The sequence below is a fragment of the Shimia sp. genome, from assembly GCF_039969785.1.
GTDB lineage: Bacteria > Pseudomonadota > Alphaproteobacteria > Rhodobacterales > Rhodobacteraceae > Shimia.
The window spans coordinates 76993-92853 of sequence record NZ_JBDVNC010000014.1; the positions used below are offsets into that span (position 1 = coordinate 76993).

13 protein-coding genes and 1 tRNA gene are annotated in these 15861 nt (G+C 56.0%); 5 read left to right on the plus strand and 9 right to left on the minus strand.

Going from position 1 to position 15861, the window contains the following annotated elements; all coding sequences use genetic code 11:
• Positions 1-88 precede the first annotated feature (88 nt).
• A complete protein-coding gene (locus ABJI08_RS06345) occupies positions 89-1852 on the plus strand; it encodes a PQQ-dependent methanol/ethanol family dehydrogenase (protein WP_348400985.1) in 1764 nt (587 codons plus the stop codon).
• A 126-nt stretch (positions 1853-1978) separates the two neighbouring features.
• On the opposite strand, the gene kynU is transcribed toward ABJI08_RS06345, so the two are convergent.
• The 6 genes from kynU to ABJI08_RS06375 form a co-directional block, all read right to left on the minus strand.
• Positions 1979-3181 carry a kynureninase gene (gene kynU / locus ABJI08_RS06350; protein ID WP_348400986.1) on the minus strand — a complete coding sequence of 401 codons (1203 nt, stop codon included), beginning with the start codon at positions 3179-3181 and terminating at the stop codon, positions 1979-1981.
• Positions 3178-4011: a tryptophan 2,3-dioxygenase family protein gene (locus ABJI08_RS06355; protein WP_348400987.1), complete on the minus strand. Its 834-nt coding sequence runs from the start codon at positions 4009-4011 to the stop codon at positions 3178-3180. Before ABJI08_RS06355 ends, kynU begins: the two co-directional genes overlap by 4 nt.
• Positions 4008-4826 carry an alpha/beta hydrolase gene (locus ABJI08_RS06360; protein WP_348400988.1) on the minus strand — a complete coding sequence of 273 codons (819 nt, stop codon included), beginning with the start codon at positions 4824-4826 and terminating at the stop codon, positions 4008-4010. Before ABJI08_RS06360 ends, ABJI08_RS06355 begins: the two co-directional genes overlap by 4 nt.
• A 55-nt stretch (positions 4827-4881) precedes the next feature.
• Positions 4882-6033 carry a lytic murein transglycosylase gene (locus ABJI08_RS06365; RefSeq protein ID WP_348400989.1) on the minus strand — a complete coding sequence of 384 codons (1152 nt, stop codon included), beginning with the start codon at positions 6031-6033 and terminating at the stop codon, positions 4882-4884.
• A gap of 188 nt (positions 6034-6221) precedes the next feature.
• The gene (locus ABJI08_RS06370; RefSeq protein ID WP_348400990.1) at positions 6222-8156 is read right to left on the minus strand and encodes a Hint domain-containing protein; all 1935 of its coding nucleotides are present in this window, start codon (positions 8154-8156) and stop codon (positions 6222-6224) included.
• A gap of 702 nt (positions 8157-8858) precedes the next feature.
• Positions 8859-8933: transfer RNA gene (locus ABJI08_RS06375), tRNA-Thr, on the minus strand.
• Between the two features lie 87 nt (positions 8934-9020).
• Between ABJI08_RS06375 and ABJI08_RS06380 the strand changes: the two genes are divergently transcribed.
• The 4 genes from ABJI08_RS06380 (at position 9021) to hisD (ending at position 12430) form a co-directional block, all read left to right on the plus strand.
• The gene (locus ABJI08_RS06380) at positions 9021-9191 is read left to right on the plus strand and encodes a hypothetical protein (RefSeq protein ID WP_348400991.1); all 171 of its coding nucleotides are present in this window, start codon (positions 9021-9023) and stop codon (positions 9189-9191) included.
• Entirely contained in the window at positions 9191-10459 is a 1269-nt protein-coding gene (murA, locus tag ABJI08_RS06385) for a UDP-N-acetylglucosamine 1-carboxyvinyltransferase (protein ID WP_348400992.1), read from the plus strand. Before ABJI08_RS06380 ends, murA begins: the two co-directional genes overlap by 1 nt.
• Entirely contained in the window at positions 10459-10935 is a 477-nt protein-coding gene (locus tag ABJI08_RS06390; RefSeq protein ID WP_348400993.1) for a DUF2948 family protein, read from the plus strand. The genes murA and ABJI08_RS06390 overlap by 1 nt, the downstream gene beginning before the upstream one ends.
• Positions 10936-11128: 193 nt before the next feature.
• Positions 11129-12430 (plus strand): histidinol dehydrogenase, encoded by a 1302-nt coding sequence (hisD, locus tag ABJI08_RS06395; RefSeq protein ID WP_348400994.1) that lies wholly within the window; start codon positions 11129-11131, stop codon positions 12428-12430.
• 125 nt (positions 12431-12555) lie between these two features.
• Here the strand turns inward: hisD and ABJI08_RS06400 are convergent, their stop codons facing one another.
• The 3 genes from ABJI08_RS06400 to dgcN form a co-directional block, all read right to left on the minus strand.
• Positions 12556-13416: a D-amino-acid transaminase gene (locus ABJI08_RS06400; protein ID WP_348400995.1), complete on the minus strand. Its 861-nt coding sequence runs from the start codon at positions 13414-13416 to the stop codon at positions 12556-12558.
• Positions 13417-13676: 260 nt separating this feature from the next.
• Entirely contained in the window at positions 13677-14639 is a 963-nt protein-coding gene (gene dgcA, locus ABJI08_RS06405; RefSeq protein WP_348400996.1) for an N-acetyl-D-Glu racemase DgcA, read from the minus strand.
• An 87-nt stretch (positions 14640-14726) separates the two neighbouring features.
• Entirely contained in the window at positions 14727-15728 is a 1002-nt protein-coding gene (gene dgcN / locus ABJI08_RS06410) for an N-acetyltransferase DgcN (RefSeq protein WP_348400997.1), read from the minus strand.
• Between the last annotated feature and the right edge of the window lie 133 nt (positions 15729-15861).

The following is a 15861-nucleotide window of genomic DNA, read 5'->3' on the forward strand; positions in this document are numbered from 1 at the left end:
GAGCGGGGAATGCGCCAATAATTTGCCTCGGTCGGAGAGCGCCCCTGGCTCAGGTGCGCGACTTAATGGAACCAAAGGGAGGAACCAGATGAACAGATTCGTACTGGCTGCATCAGCGGCTTTACTGGTCGCGGGATCAGCGAACGCGGAAGTCACAGAAGACATGCTGCTCAACGACACGGCTTCAACTGAGGACGTGCTTACCAATGGGATGGGGCGGCATCTGCAACGCCACTCGCCACTGGACACACTGAACAAAGATAACGTTAAAAACCTGGTTCCAGCCTGGGCTTTTTCGCTTGGCGGTGAAAAACAGCGCGGTCAGGAAACTCAGCCGTTGGTCCATGACGGCGTCATGTACATTACCGGATCTTATTCGCGCCTTTATGCGATTGACGTAAAGACTGGTGAGGAACTTTGGCAATACGACGCGCGTCTGCCCGAAGGCATTCTGCCTTGTTGCGACGTTATCAACCGTGGTGCGGCTCTGTATGGCGAGAACGTCTATTTTGGAACGTTGGATGCCCGAATCGTCGCGCTGAACGCCAAAACTGGCGATGTGGTCTGGAACAAAAAGATCGCCGACTACAAAGCTGGCTACAGCTACACGGCTGCCCCGCTGATCGTGAATGGTCTTATTGTGACGGGCAATTCCGGTGGCGAATTCGGCATCATTGGATCGGTTCAGGCCCGCAATGCCGAAACAGGAGAGCTTGTGTGGGAACGCCCCGTGATCGAAGGGCACATGGGCACGCTGAATGGCGAAGAAAGCACCATGACCGGCACGCTGAACGCAACCTGGCCCGGTGACATGTGGAAGACGGGTGGCGGCGCCACTTGGCTTGGCGGATCGTATGACGCCGACACAGATACCCTGGTGTTTGGTGCGGGTAACCCTGCACCTTGGAACAGCCACCTTCGAAATGCTGGCACGCCGGTCGAAGGCAATGCTGGCGACAACCTTTATGCCGCCTCGCGCATTGGCATCGATCCGGCCACTGGCGAAATCAAATGGCACTATCAGACAACACCCCGCGAAGGTTGGGACTATGATGGTGTGAACGAAGTGGTGGCTTACACAGACCGTTCAGGCAACAAACGTTACGCAACTGCTGACCGGAACGGGTTCTTTTACGTCCTGAACCGTGAAGACGGTGCGTTTGTGTCCGCTGTTCCATTCGTTAAGGACATTTCCTGGGCTGAAGGTATCGACGACACAGGTCGCCCGATCTTTGTCGAAGGGAACCGTCCGGGCAATCCAGCAGACGCGGCCGACGGTAAAAAGGGCGAGGTTGTCTTTGCTTCGCCGTCGTTCCTTGGTGGGAAAAACTGGATGCCAATGGCGCATTCTCCTGACACTGGTCTGTTCTATGTACCCTCAAACGAATGGGGTATGGACATCTGGAACGAGCCGATTTCGTACAAGAAAGGCGCCGCCTATCTGGGTTCGGGCTTTACCATCAAGCCGAACTACGACGATCATATTGGTAGCTTGAAGGCGATTGATCCGGATACCGGCGAAACAAAGTGGGAGTACAAGAACGATGCTCCGCTTTGGGCTGGCGTTATGACTACTGCTGGTGGCTTGGTCTTTACTGGCACACCCGAAGGTCGCTTTATCGCGTTTGATGATGAAACCGGCGAAGAGCTGTGGTCATTCCAGACCGGCTCCGGAATCGTTGGTCAGCCGATCACCTGGGAACAGGACGGCGAACAGTTCATCTCGGTCATCTCTGGTTGGGGTGGCGCGGTGCCACTTTGGGGTGGTGAAGTTGCCAAAAAGGTCAACTACCTGAACCAGGGCGGCACACTTTGGACATTCCGTCTGCCTGCACAACTGGCGTCCAACTAAGGTATTATCCCAGTTAGACAACAAGATGCGCCCCCGCCCGGGGCGCATTTTTTTGCCCGATGCCTGCCCGATGTTTGTGCGGGGCATGAGCTTTGATGGCCATGAGTTCGTTGGTTCGGCTGGGACTTAAGTCACCCGCGCGACCGCTTTGAATTCAGCACAATCCCACGCTTTGGTGTCCAGAATCTCGGCCAGAATTTCGACCGCGCGAATTACATCACCTTCGTCCAGATAGAGCGGCGTGAAGCCAAATCGCATGATGTTTGGCGCCCGAAAATCACCGATCACGTCACGCGCAATCAGCGCGCGCATTGCGGCATAGCCGTTTTCGTATTCAAACGAAACTTGCGAACCGCGAATTGCACCATTGCGCGGGCTGGCAAGCGTGAGTTCAGGGCATTTCGCTTCGACCTCTGCAATAAACACTTCCGAAAGGTGAAGACTGGCTGTGCGCAGATCAGCCATGTCGACGCCCTCCCAAACCTCTAACGCTGCCTCCAGAGCGGTCAGTTGCACAACAGGTGGCGTACCGACGCGCATGCGCTCAATGTCCGGGGCCGGGCGATACGACTGTTCAAAGGCAAAGGGCGCGTCATGTCCTAACCAGCCGCTCAGCGCCGGTGACAATGTCCCAACCAGATCGGGGCGTACGTAAATGAATGCCGGCGCGCCGGGGCCACCATTGAGGTATTTATAACTGCATCCCACCGCGAATTCGCAATTGGATTGAGCCAGATCAACGGGAACGGCACCCGCGCTATGCGCCAAATCCCACAACATCACCGCTCCGGCGGCATGCGCGGCTTTGGTGATGGCCTGCATGTCGTGCATCCGGCCCGTGCGATAATCGATCTGTGTGATCATGGCGACGGCCACATCTTCAGTCATTGCCGCCTGGACGTCTTCGGGCGCTACGATCCGTAACTCGTACCCCTGATCCAGATGTCTGATCAAACCTTCGGCCATATAAAGATCGGACGGAAAATTACCGCTGTCAGACAAGATTACCTTGCGGTCGGGGCGCATTTTCAGGGACGAGGCGAGGGCCTGAAATACCTTGATAGACAAGGTATCGCCCATAGTGATGCTGTTTTGGGGCGCGCCGATCAGGTTAGCAATCATATTGCCAACGCGCATCGGTTGGGCCATCCAGCCATCGACATTCCAGCCCTTGATCAGATGCGCGCCCCATTGGTCTGTCACCATATTGGACACGGCACTTTCGACGTTTCTTGGTAGTGGGCCAAGCGAGTTTCCATCGAGATAGATCATCCCTTCAGGAAGGATGAAGCGGTCTTTGATCGGGAGTTTTACAGCGATGTCGTTCATAGCATTCCTCTTACGCTCCACAACTCTGGGAACAGTTCAACCTCAAGCATTTTACGCAGGTATTTCACACCGGAGGTTCCGCCTGACCCGCGTTTAAACCCGATGATTCGTTCCACAGTTGTCACATGGTTAAAGCGCCACCGGCGAAAGTAATCCTCCAGATCGACCAGTTTTTCCGCCAGTTCATAGAGCGTCCAGTGGGCTTCCGGATTTTGATAAACCGTGGCCCAAGCGGCCATGATCGCATCATCAACCTGGTGTGGTTGGTCCATTCGAAAGACGTTTGGGTCAAAAGTCACCCCAACTTCGGTCGCCAATTTGTCCAGCGCAACATGATAGAGCGATGCCCGGTTTAGCTCTTGTTCCAGCATGTCATGCAGGTCGGTGCGGTGTTCATGCACTTTCATCATCGCGCGATTGCGGTTGCCCAAGATAAACTCGATCAGGCGATACTGATGCGACTGAAATCCCGACGAAGACCCAAGGGCGTTGCGAAACTGGGTATATTCGCTGGGCGTCATTGTACGCAAAACGTCCCATGCGCCATTCAGTTGCTCAAAAATGCGCGCGACGCGGGTCAACATTTTGAATGCGGGCGGAAATTTGCCCTGTTCTAATGCCACACGGGCACTTGATAATTCATGCAGGACAAGGCGCATCCACAGCTCTGACGTCTGATGCTGAATGATAAACAGCATTTCGTCATGTGCATCTGATTGGCAGTTTTGCACGCCCAGAATGGGGTCAAGCGATAGATAATCAACATAACTCATGTCTTTGGCAAAGGACATTTTAGCGCCGTCTTCTGACGGATCGTAACCTTCGCTCATTTGAGCTCTCCAACAAATGCCTGCGTGATCGGGCTGTCTGGGTCGCGCAGGCCTTCCAAAACCGAAAAATGGTCATGTTGCATATCGATCTGGCAAGAGATGTCAGCGTCCAGTCCCTCCCACATCGTAGCAAGTATCTGAGATTGCCGGATGAATTCAGGTCGCTCGCCACCCCCGACCCAAGCGGTCACGCGGGGTCGTCCGTTTGGCCGTTGAAGCACGGCACTTTCCGTCGTCGCTTCGTCCAGATTCAGGTTTAGGGCTTCGTTCAGTTTTGTGTTCAGCAAGGGGCGAAGATCATGCAAGCCACTGATAGACAAGGTATGTGTGATCCGGTTGGAAACATCTGAAGACAACGGCGTGTCTGCACACACCATGCGGCTGGTCAGATGCCCACCGGCGGAATGCCCTGCCAGCCGAATTTCGCCAGACACAATTGTTGCGGCCTTTGTAAGCGCGGTAGAAATTTGACGGGTCATATCGCTGATACGTGCTTCGGGCGCCAACGTGTAACTGGGAAGACAAACAGCCCAGCCGTTTGCGCGGGCGCCTTCGGCATAATGTGACCAGTGGGATTTGTCTAAATAGACCCAAAACCCGCCGTGTACAAAAACAGCAAGGCCTTTGGGCACGCTATCTGGCCAGACCAGATCAAGTTTTTCGCGCGGGTGATCGCCATAAGCGACCTCCTCAATGCGCGTTGCATTTTCGCGATAGACAGCACCATCCTGTGCCCAGATTTCCGGCAGTTTTTCTGATCCGGGAATATAGGCCATATTGGCAAATGCATCGTCCCAGTCACGCAGAGGTTTCAAAATTTATCCCTCGCATTTGGCGCTCCTCTTAAAGTGTCGCCAAAACTGTGACGACTTAACCCAGCGAGCGCAACAAAGAGACGGACGGGTCGCCGGTTTGCGGCTGGCCAGTTGACCCCTGATAGCTGGTGATGGCTTCTCGGGTTTTGGGGCCAATGACACCATCGCTGCCGCCAGTATCAAACCCGCGCGCTGTCAGGGCTTCTTGCATCGCGATGCGGTCTTTCTTGGTCAGGCCGTATTCGTCAGGCGGAAAGCTCCCACGCAAAGGGCCGCCGCCGCCGATGCGATCTGCCAGATGTCCGACACCAATCGCATAGGAATCCGAATTGTTGTAACGCTTGATGACGTTAAAGTTGCTTGTGACAGCAAACTTTGGCCCGCCGACCTGTGGTTGAATGATTTTTCCCGCTGGCGCGCCGGGGCCGCTTTCGGCGCCCCAACGCACGCCCCGCGTCCAACCATTGCGCTTCAGGTAGGCGGCTGTTGAGGCGAGCGAATCCGTTGGATCGTCGTCCCAGATGTCACGTCGCCCGTCACCGGTATAGTCGACCGCAAACGCCTGATATGATGTTGGTATGAACTGTGTATGACCCATCGCGCCTGCCCAGCTTCCGGTCATTTTACTGGCCGTGGTGTCGCCGCTTTGCAGGATTTGGAGCGCTGCGATGAGCTGCTTTTCGAAGAATGCGCCGCGACGCCCGTCATAAGCCAGTGTCGAGGTGGCAGAAATCACCGGCACGTCGCCGCGTCGTTCGCCGTAAAAGCTCTCTAATCCCCAGATGGCGCAGATAATTTCGGCGTCGACTCCATAGGTGCCTTCCAGCGCCGTCAATGTTGCGCGGTGGCGTCCAAACGCAGCGCGCCCCTTTGTGATGCGTTCATCCGAGGCGGCGATGGACAGGTAGTCTTCCAGGCTTCGTTTGAATTCTGCCTGATTGCGGTCGCGCTTGATCACACCAGGAAGATACCCGGCATTGCGGAAAGCCGACGACAGGGTCGCAGACGAAATCCCTTTGGAAACAGCGCGTTCCCGAAAGGATGCGACCCACGCGTCGTACCCGGCATTCGGGGTGGGTTTCAGATCCGCAGGCAGGCCCGCGATTGAAACTGTGCTGCGCTGAGGGTCTTTTAAGACCTGATTGGTACAGGCGGACAGCCCAAGGGCGGCCGCGCCGAGTGCGAAGTGACGTCTGGATATGCTCATGCCTGTGCCCGCTTTGTTAGGGGTGCGGTTTTGTAGTGCGATATTTTGTAACCGCTGTCCCAAGAGTGACAGACTTAGCGACATTGTCCAAGGTTGAGAATTCAAAAACGGCAGAGAATTGCGCCCCTGGAAACGAGAAAGGACGGCCCTAAGGCCGCCCCTTCCCATAGCGAAACGTGCGCGTCGGATCAGCCGATCAGCTGAGCCTCGTGACGCTTCAAAGTGTGGCGTGCCGCAGTATAGGCCTCAAGCCCTTCGCGTTCACGCAATGCTGGGAACAGATCGAAGATTTCCGAACGCTGATCATTGTCGATGCCATTGATCGAATACTCACCAGGCTGAAAGCTCTCGCTCCATGCGCCATCGGCCAGCAATACTTCGTGATTTTCACACATGATGTGGATGTAATCGACACCAACTGTATCCACTTGCAGAACACCGTCCAGATGAGTCAGGTGCTTGGCGGCAACGAGAACCTCGCGTTCGTCAAACAACAACTCAGCCTGCTGAGACACCAGCAACATGCGGTGGCTAGGTGACACCATCATATCGCGCTCGGGCTGGTTAGGACCCAGTGCACCCTGTTTGATCAGGATCGGACGCAGCTGTGGGCGTGCCATCAGGTCTTTGCCCGACAGGTGCTTTTTACCCGACCAGCAAATATCCTGGAGACCGTTGTCGCGGGTCACAACCTTGTCGCCAGCGCGCAGGTTTTCGACAGGAACTTCGCCCATAGGTGTCAGGATACGTGTGCCCGGTGTGAAACAAATAATAGTGGGAGGGCCCGATGATTCATCAGCGATGTTTTCGATGTTGTAGAAAGTTGTAACACCGGTTTCATTGCCCTCTGCGTCCAGGAAAGTGATTGTGCCGTTTTCGCTGTTTGCAGGATCATAATCAACACGCAGATCACCGCCCGGATTTACCCGTTCAGCCACATCCAGCATGTAGATGGAGTCAAAGTCAACGCCGCCTTCGTTACCGTCAATCGTGTCGCCGGGGCCAAAGTAAACGAATACGTCCTGATCATCGCCACCGCTCATGTAGTCGTTGCCGGTCATGCCGATGATTGTATCGTCGCCCTGCTGGCCATAGATTACATCATCACCTTCGCCACCGATCAATAGATCGTCAGCATCTTCGTCGACAGCTGTGTTAGGCGACGTGAAGAAAATGTCAGAGACATTCACGTCCGATACTTCGTCACCAATATTGAGATGCACGATTTCAATGCGAGCAACTGGACCCGGAATATCATACAACACGGAGTTGTCCGGATCGTCGGATTCGCCGTCACCGCCGAAAGAAATCGCAGCTTCTTTGCCTGGCACACCGTCGACGTCGGTAATCTGAAGAGACGTTGTATCAGTTGCAGTCAGATTGACTTCGATACTATTGCCCTCTGCGTCATACGCCAAAACTTTGACGGCTGACGTGTTGTCGATGTCGCTCACACGGAACTGGACATCTTCAACAGGGTCGGAGAATTCCAAATTGTAAATGGCTGCTTCGCGCGGATCGAGGTCCGAGTCCAAAGAGCTGTTTGGATTTACTGTCTCAGAACCGCCGTTGATCCCTGTAACCAGTTGTGGGTCGGTTTCAAAGGTCGAGTCGACGCCGTGGTTTCCACCGGTCGTGTAGGTAACTTCTACTGAACCTGTGTTCTGTGTCATTGGGCCGTCAAGCGGATCTCCGTCTGATGGGCTGCCAAGATCGCTCCAGTTGAAGCTCTCGCGACCACCACCGATTGGCGCCGGTTCTGTACCTGGCTCGTAGTCACCGTATATCGTGTCGTTTCCAGCAGAGGCGAATACTGTGTCATTTCCGCCTTCGCCGGCCACCAGGTCGTCGCCTGCTTCGCCGGTACCGTTATAGGGGCCCAATGTGTCGGAAATAATCAGGTCATCGTCCGACCCGCCGCGCAAGGTGTCGTCACCCATGCCGCCAAATACGGTGTCGTCACCACCACCTGCCTGAACAGAGTCATTGCCATCAGACGACGAGATTATGTCGTCGCCTTCAGTAATAACGTCTCCGCCAACACCCGCGTCGGAGAAACCAACGTCCATATCGTCGTCATTCAAAGTGCCGTCCACAATACCGGGACCAGTAGGATCAGCCATAATTAACCTCATTTAATTAATCGCCGCCATGTCTCCGGCAGCTCGAAACATCCCACACGGAACGGTAGTTCCGGTGACGTCCGCACAGCGGTAGATTGGCATCGCGAAGATGCTTCAGTTTTTGATTGGCCGCCCCAAGCCAGTACTCCCGCCCCCCAGTTGGACGTGAAGTAAATATGAGCCATTGTGAGGCCGGGGAAAACAAAAACATTCTGAATTTGACAAAAAAGAGCCGAAAATGCCTCTTTTAGTAACTTGAAGCTTTGCCTTTTTTACAAGGGTTTGCAGGGTCATTGTTTCCCAAATGTGGCGAAATACTGGCAAAAAGGGCAGGTGCAGGCGCCCAATCTATGCCTTATTTCTGCCTTTTTTCATTGCCCGTACTAAGAACTTGGGAATTTGAGACAAGCGTCGTTTCCGGGTTGGAACCAATGGGTTCGGAAAATTGAAGCGTTAACCATTCGTTCATTCGTTTGCTGCTGGGTGAAAGATTGGTCGCGAACAGGAAACAAAACGCGAAAATGCACCATTATTGATCTGAATTGCAAAACAAACCCGATTCGAATCAAGAGCTTGCGACGTATAAAATCAATCTGGAGTTCTCGGATGTCGGCCGAATCTTTGAATTGGCAAGGCTCTGGCAAGACGGCGCAGTAGCGCGCAGATTGAAATCAGATTTCAGAATTCCAATTTTGGGAATGATGGTGCTGTGAGGGAGGATTGAACTCCCGACCTCACCCTTACCAAGGGTGCGCTCTACCACTGAGCTACCACAGCAACTGCCGTTGCGCGGATTTAGCGACAAAGTCTAAAGCATGCAACCCCAATCTGGACGCTTTTTTGTACCTCATGTATGGAAAGACTATGGAACAAAAATCGCCCCGCAAATCAAAGCCAAATAAGGCGCAGACCCGCGAAGACCGTCTTAAGGCCGCGCTCAAAGCCAACATGGGCCGAAGAAAGGCGCAGGCACGTGCGCGTGCGGACAACATCCCGGGGCAACCCGAGGCAGACAGCAGCAAAGGCAAAGACTGATGGATTCAATAATTGTACGAGGCAACGGGCCGCTCAGCGGGCAAATCCCGATTGCCGGGGCTAAGAATGCCTGTTTGACACTGATGCCGGCGACGTTGCTAAGCGAAGAGCCGTTGACGCTGACTAACGCGCCACGTCTGAGCGACATCAAAACAATGAGTTTATTGTTGCAGTCGCTGGGGGCGGAAGTGACCAGCCTGCAAGACGGAAAAGTGGTCGCCATGTCGAGCCACGACCTGAACAACCACATCGCGGATTATGACATCGTCCGCAAAATGCGCGCCTCGAACCTTGTGTTGGGGCCGATGCTGGCCCGGCTGGGGCAAGCCGTGGTGTCGCTGCCAGGTGGGTGTGCAATTGGCGCGCGTCCGATGGATTTGCACATTCATGGGCTTGAGGCGTTGGGGGCTGAGATCGAATTGAAAGAAGGCTATCTGCACGCCAAGGCTCCCAAGGGGCTGAAAGGTGCAATCGTAGAGCTGGCCTTTGCGTCCGTTGGCGCGACAGAGAATATCATGATGGCCGCGACTTTGGCCAAAGGCACCACGGTCATCAAAAACGCTGCCCGCGAACCGGAAATCGTGGATCTTGCGACTTGTTTGCGCAGCATGGGGGCAGAGATTGACGGGGATGGCACATCTGAGATTACCATTCAGGGCGTGGATCGGCTGCACGGTGCGACCCATCCTGTGGTGACAGACCGGATCGAGCTGGGCACATATATGTTGGCCCCGGCATTTTGCGGCGGTGAAGTTGAGCTGCTGGGCGGGCGTCTTGATCTGGTTGGGGCATTTGCAGAGAAGTTGCATGCTGCCGGAATAGACATCGAAGAGACCAAAGCCGGGTTGAAGGTGGCGCGCAAAAATGGCCGGGTGAAGGCGGTGGATATCACCACCGAACCGTATCCGGGCTTTCCAACTGACCTGCAGGCACAGATGATGGCGTTGCTGTGCACCGCCGAAGGCACATCTGTATTGGAAGAGAAAATTTTCGAGAACCGCTTTATGCATGCGCCTGAGTTGATCCGTATGGGGGCCTCGATCGAAGTGCATGGCGGCACAGCAACGGTGCAAGGAGTTGACCAACTCAAAGGCGCTCCGGTGATGGCGACCGATCTGCGGGCCAGTGTTTCGTTGATCCTGGCCGGGTTGGCCGCCGAAGGTGAGACCATCGTCAACCGTGTCTATCACCTTGATCGCGGTTATGAACGGGTCGAGGATAAGTTGGGCAATGTTGGCGCCCATATTGAAAGAGTACAGGAAACATAATGCAGGACGCACGGTTTGAAGACGGGCGCGAGGCGCCCCTGAACCTTGGGGCGCTGGATGACGAAGACCTCAAGGTCTTGTCCGCGCTGGCGCAGGATGCGATTTTCCCAGCCAATGAAATGAAGTGGCTGGCAAAGGAGCGTCGCTTTGCGCTCTTGGTGAACCGCTTTCGCTGGGAGGACCTTCAGGCGGCAGAGCGTCTGGGGCGCAGGGTTGAACGCGTGCAGTCGCTTTTGGTGATCGACAATGTTCTGAAGGTTGCCAGTCAGGGTGTCGAACGGTCCGACGAGGATATGATCCTGTCGATCCTGTCGGTTGGGTTTGAACCGCAAGAGGATGGTGCCGGTTACGTGGTGCTGACGCTTGCCGGGGATGGTGGCATTCGATTGTCTGTTGAGGCGTTGGAAGTCACTTTAAAGGATGTGACGCGCCCCTATCTGGCCCCTTCAAAGCACACGCCCAGCCACGACGATTGAGCCTATAGTGGTGTTGATTGGCCGGTAAAGGTTAACACCCTTGTTTTGCGACGAAATGCATATCGGCGCCGCGTCGGTATCATGTCGGTATTGCGGCGGTGCCGGTTTGAATGCCCGCCTGGGTTAACGGGCCGCGCGGTCCGGGTTGCGGCCTGACCCGGGCTTGGGTATTCAGCCGACAAAGGAGACCCCGATGCCGCAGTTCCTGAACACCGCCGATGCCGATTTCGAAACCCGATTTGTCAGCTTGCTGGGTGCCAAGCGCGAAGACAGCCCGGATGTGGATGCTGTCGTCGCCGGTATCATCAGCGACGTGCGCGACCGGGGGGATGCGGCGGTGATCGAACTGACGGCGAAATTCGACCGGTTGGAGTTGACCTCGGAAACTCTGGCCTTTTCACCGCAAGAAATCGAAGACCACTGCAATCAGGTCACCGCAGAAGATCGCACCGCGCTGGAATTGGCGGCGGCGCGCATTCGTGACTATCACGCGCGCCAGATGCCCGAGGATGCCAGCTGGCAGGACGAGCATGGCGCCACGCTGGGCTGGCGCTGGAGCGCGGTTTCGGCTGCTGGTCTTTATGTGCCCGGTGGGCTGGCGTCTTACCCTTCCTCTGTGCTGATGAATGCGATCCCGGCCAAAGTGGCTGGCGTGGACCGGTTGGCAATCGTGGTGCCGACGCCGGATGGTGTGGCCAATCCGCTGGTGCTGTTGGCGGCGCGGCTGGCCGGAGTTGACGAAATTTACCGCATTGGCGGCGCGCAAGCTGTAGCGGCTTTGGCCTATGGCACCGAGACGATTACGCCGGTCGACAAGATCACCGGGCCGGGCAACGCGTTTGTTGCGGCGGCAAAGCGGCGGGTGTTTGGCAAGGTTGGCATCGACATGATTGCCGGACCGTCCGAAATATTGGTGATTGCCGATAAGGACAATACACCAGACTGGATTGCGCTGGACCTGCTGTCGCAGGCGGAACATGACGAGAGTGCGCAGTCGATCCTGATCACAGATGACGCGGAATTTGGCCGCGCGGTGGCCGAAGCGGTTGATGCCCGCCTCGAAACACTGGAACGTCGCGAGATTGCCGGGGCGAGCTGGCGCGACTTTGGCGCGGTGATCACTGTGGCCGATCTGGCCGAGGCTGCGGCCCTGTCAAATCGTGTGGCCCCGGAGCATCTTGAGCTGTGCGTGGCTGATCTGGACGGTTTGTCGGCAGATATCCGTCATGCGGGCGCGATTTTTCTGGGCCAATATACTCCCGAAGCGATTGGGGATTATGTCGGCGGCCCGAACCATGTTTTGCCAACAGCGCGGTCAGCCCGGTTCTCGTCAGGCTTGAGCGTGATGGATTTCCTGAAGCGCACCACATTGTCAAAGATGACACCGGGCGCTTTGCGCGCGATTGGTCCTGCCGCGGAAACGTTGGCCGTTTCAGAGAGCCTTGAGGCGCACGGGCTGAGTGTGCGGGCACGTCTGGATTCGTTGAACGAATAGGTTTTGAGTATTTAGAGAGCAATGAAAGACCGACGCTGGTATTTCATTGTTCCAATACTATTCAACGCGGTTCATTGCAGGTTTTGCAAAAGGCCGGGGGCGCCTGCCCCCTGAACCCGGATGCCTTAGATGGCCGCGTTGCGGCTTTCTTCGAGGTAGATCTCGCGCAGGCGTTTTGCGATTGGGCCGGGCGTGCCATCGCCCAGCTGAACACCGTCGATTTCCACAACCGGCATGACAAACGCGCTGGCCGAGGTGGTAAAGGCTTCGTCGGCGCCCTGGGCTTCTTCGATGGTGAAAAGCCGCTCTTCGACCTGCATCTGGGCTTCTTGTGCGAGGCGCAGAACCGCCTTGCGGGTTATGCCATGCAGGATGTCCGTGCTGAGCGGGCGGGTCACGATCTTGCCGTTCTTGACGAAATAGGCGTTGTTGGAAGTGCCTTCAGTGACATGGCCATCTTCGACCATCCACGCGTCATCACATCCGGCTTTCTTGGCCATCATTTTGCCCATGGACGGATAGAGCAGCTGTACCGTCTTAATGTCGCGGCGCCCCCAGCGGATGTCTTCGATCGAAATGATCTTGGCACCCTTCTTGGAGGCCGGGCTGTCCGCAAGGCCGGGTTTGTTCTGGGTAAACAGAACAATGCTGGGCGGGGTGTCTTCGGACGGGAAGGCAAAGTCGCGGTCGCCGTCGGAACCACGGGTGACCTGAAGGTAGACAAGACCTTCGACAATGTCGTTCTCGGCCACCAGTTTGCGGTGGATATCGAGCAATTCGTCTTTGGTGCAAGGCTCGGCCATATCCAGCTCGTCCAGCGAGCGTTTGAGGCGCACGGCGTGACCTTCAAAATCGATCAGTTTGCCGTCGAGAACGGATGTGACCTCGTAAACCGCGTCTGCCATCAGAAACCCGCGATCAAAGATCGAGATACTGGCTTCGTTTTCCGGCAGGTAAGCGCCGTTCACATAAACTGTGCGGGTCATGGGCTGGGTCTTCCTTTTCGAGTTCTGGCGATGTTGGGACGGGGTCTACAGGATCAGCGCGCTGCTGCATAGCAGGCGTCGGTTGCAAAATGTTGGGCTTTGCGTCGCATATCGAGACTGGAGTGCAAATAAGTATGCGCTTGACCTGTTTTGTGCTGCGTTTGGCGATGGGTTGGGATGGCCAGAGAAATGACCATCATTGCGACGGCTGACGTGTAATTCCTAGAGATCACGGCCTGAAAAAGGATCTGCAAATACGCCTAGCCCCAGAGCGAGGCCGCCGGAGAGTGAACGCCTTGGGCGTCAAATAACAAAGGTGTCTCGCGGTCTTCGGCCAGCAAAAGGGGGCCATCAAGGTCAGTGAACATCACGCCTTGCGCGACCAGCGTGGCGGGGGCCATGGCAAGGCTTGAGCCAACCATGCAGCCAACCATAACCTTGTATCCCTGTTCCAGCGCCGCCTTTCGCAAGCGCAGCGCTTCGGTCAGGCCGCCGGTTTTGTCGAGCTTGATATTGATCACATCATATTTGCCCTTGAGTTTGGCCAAGCTGTCGCGATCGTGACAGCTTTCATCGGCGCAAACCGGAACCGGACGGTTCAGACCAATCAAAGCGTCATCATCTTTGGCGGGCAAGGGTTGTTCCACCAACGCCACGCCAAGGCGCACCAGGTGTGGCGCAAGATCGGCATAGACAGCAGCGCTCCAGCCTTCATTGGCGTCCACAATTATGGTGGCGTTTGGCGCGCCGGCGCGCACGGCCTCAAGGCGGGGCATGTCATCGGGGGTGCCGAGCTTGATTTTCAGGATCGGGCGAAAGGCGTTTTTGGCAGCTTGCGCCTGCATCGCGTCTGGCGTGTCCAGCGACAATGTATAGGCGGTGATTTCCGGCTGCGGTTCTGGCAGTCCGGCCAGGTCCCACACGCGCTGTCCTTTCGATTTTGCTTCCAGATCCCAAAGCGCACAGTCCAGCGCGTTGCGTGCGGCACCTGCTGGAAGATCATACAGGGCGTCGCGTGTCACAGACCCGGACACGCCCTGGATCATGTCTGTGACATTTTCTAATGTTTCGCCGTAGCGGGCATAGGGCACACATTCGCCCCATCCCGTCACGCCGTCCCGGGTGACGCGCACGGTCAAAACCTCGGCCTGGGTGCGGGACCCGCGCGAAATGGTAAACACTTGTGCCAGTTTAAAGACGTCGGGGGTGACGGTGATGTCCAAAGGCCTGCCCTTAATTGATGGTCTCAAAATGCCTCGAAGAGGGAGGGTACCCCCCATCTTCTTGTGCTTAACCGCTGCGTCCTGAGCTTATACCGCTGCCAGCGCATCCACCAGCTTGCCTGCGCCAAACCGGAACGGATCAGTGGCTGGCAAATTCATTTCGGCCTCCAGTTCGGCCAGATAGGCAAGTGCTGCATCTTCGGCCATGTTCTGCGTGTTCACCGAAATGCCAACCACCTGACAATCGGGATTGCCCACCCGGGCCAATGCCAGCGCCGTGTCGCGCAATTTGGCGAGCGAAGGTAGCTTGTATTCCGGCAAACCGCGCATATGCGTGCGGGTCGGTTCATGAGCAAGGATCAACGCATCCGGTTGACCGCCATGGATCAGCGCCATGGTCACACCGGAGAATGAGACATGGAACAAGCTGCCCTGTCCTTCGATATGGTCCCAGTGATCATCGTCGTTATCCGGGGTCAGATATTCGACAGATCCGGCCATGAAATCCGCGATCACGGCATCCAAAGGCACCCCATCGCCTGTGATCAGGATGCCAGTCTGCCCGGTTGCGCGAAAGGTTGACTTCATACCGCGCGCACGCATTTCGGCGTCCATGCACAGGGCCGTGTACATCTTGCCCACCGAACAATCCGTGCCCACCGCGAGACAGCGTTTGCCCTTGCGTTTCACGCCATTGGCAATGGGATAGTCGACCTCTGGAATGCGCACATCGTGCAGGCTGCGCCCACAGGCTTCGGCCACAGCAACCAGATCTGGTTCCTCGCTCAGAAGGTTGTGCAGGCCCGAAGCAAGATCAAAACCCTCTTCCAGCGCCATGACGAGCACTTTTTTCCACGCCTGGCTGATCACGCCGCCGCGGTTGGCCACACCAATCACCAGCGTTTTGGCACCGGCCTTGCGCGCCTCGTCCAATGACATGTCTGTCAGTCCAAGGTCAGCCTTGCAACCCTCCATACGAAACTGTCCGACGGCGTTTTCAGGGCGCCAGTCTTTGATACCGATCGCCACCTTGGCGGCCAGTTGGTCGGGCGCGTCGCCCAGAAAAAGCAAATACGGCGTTTCGATCATCGCGCAGGTCTCCTGTCATGTCTCCGCGATTTTCTTCCAGTTGCGCCGCAATTTTCTGCCGAACTTGCTTGGGAATGTGCAAAGCACGCAATTATCTTTCAGTAATATGCAAATTCCTCGAAGAAAGTTGTGA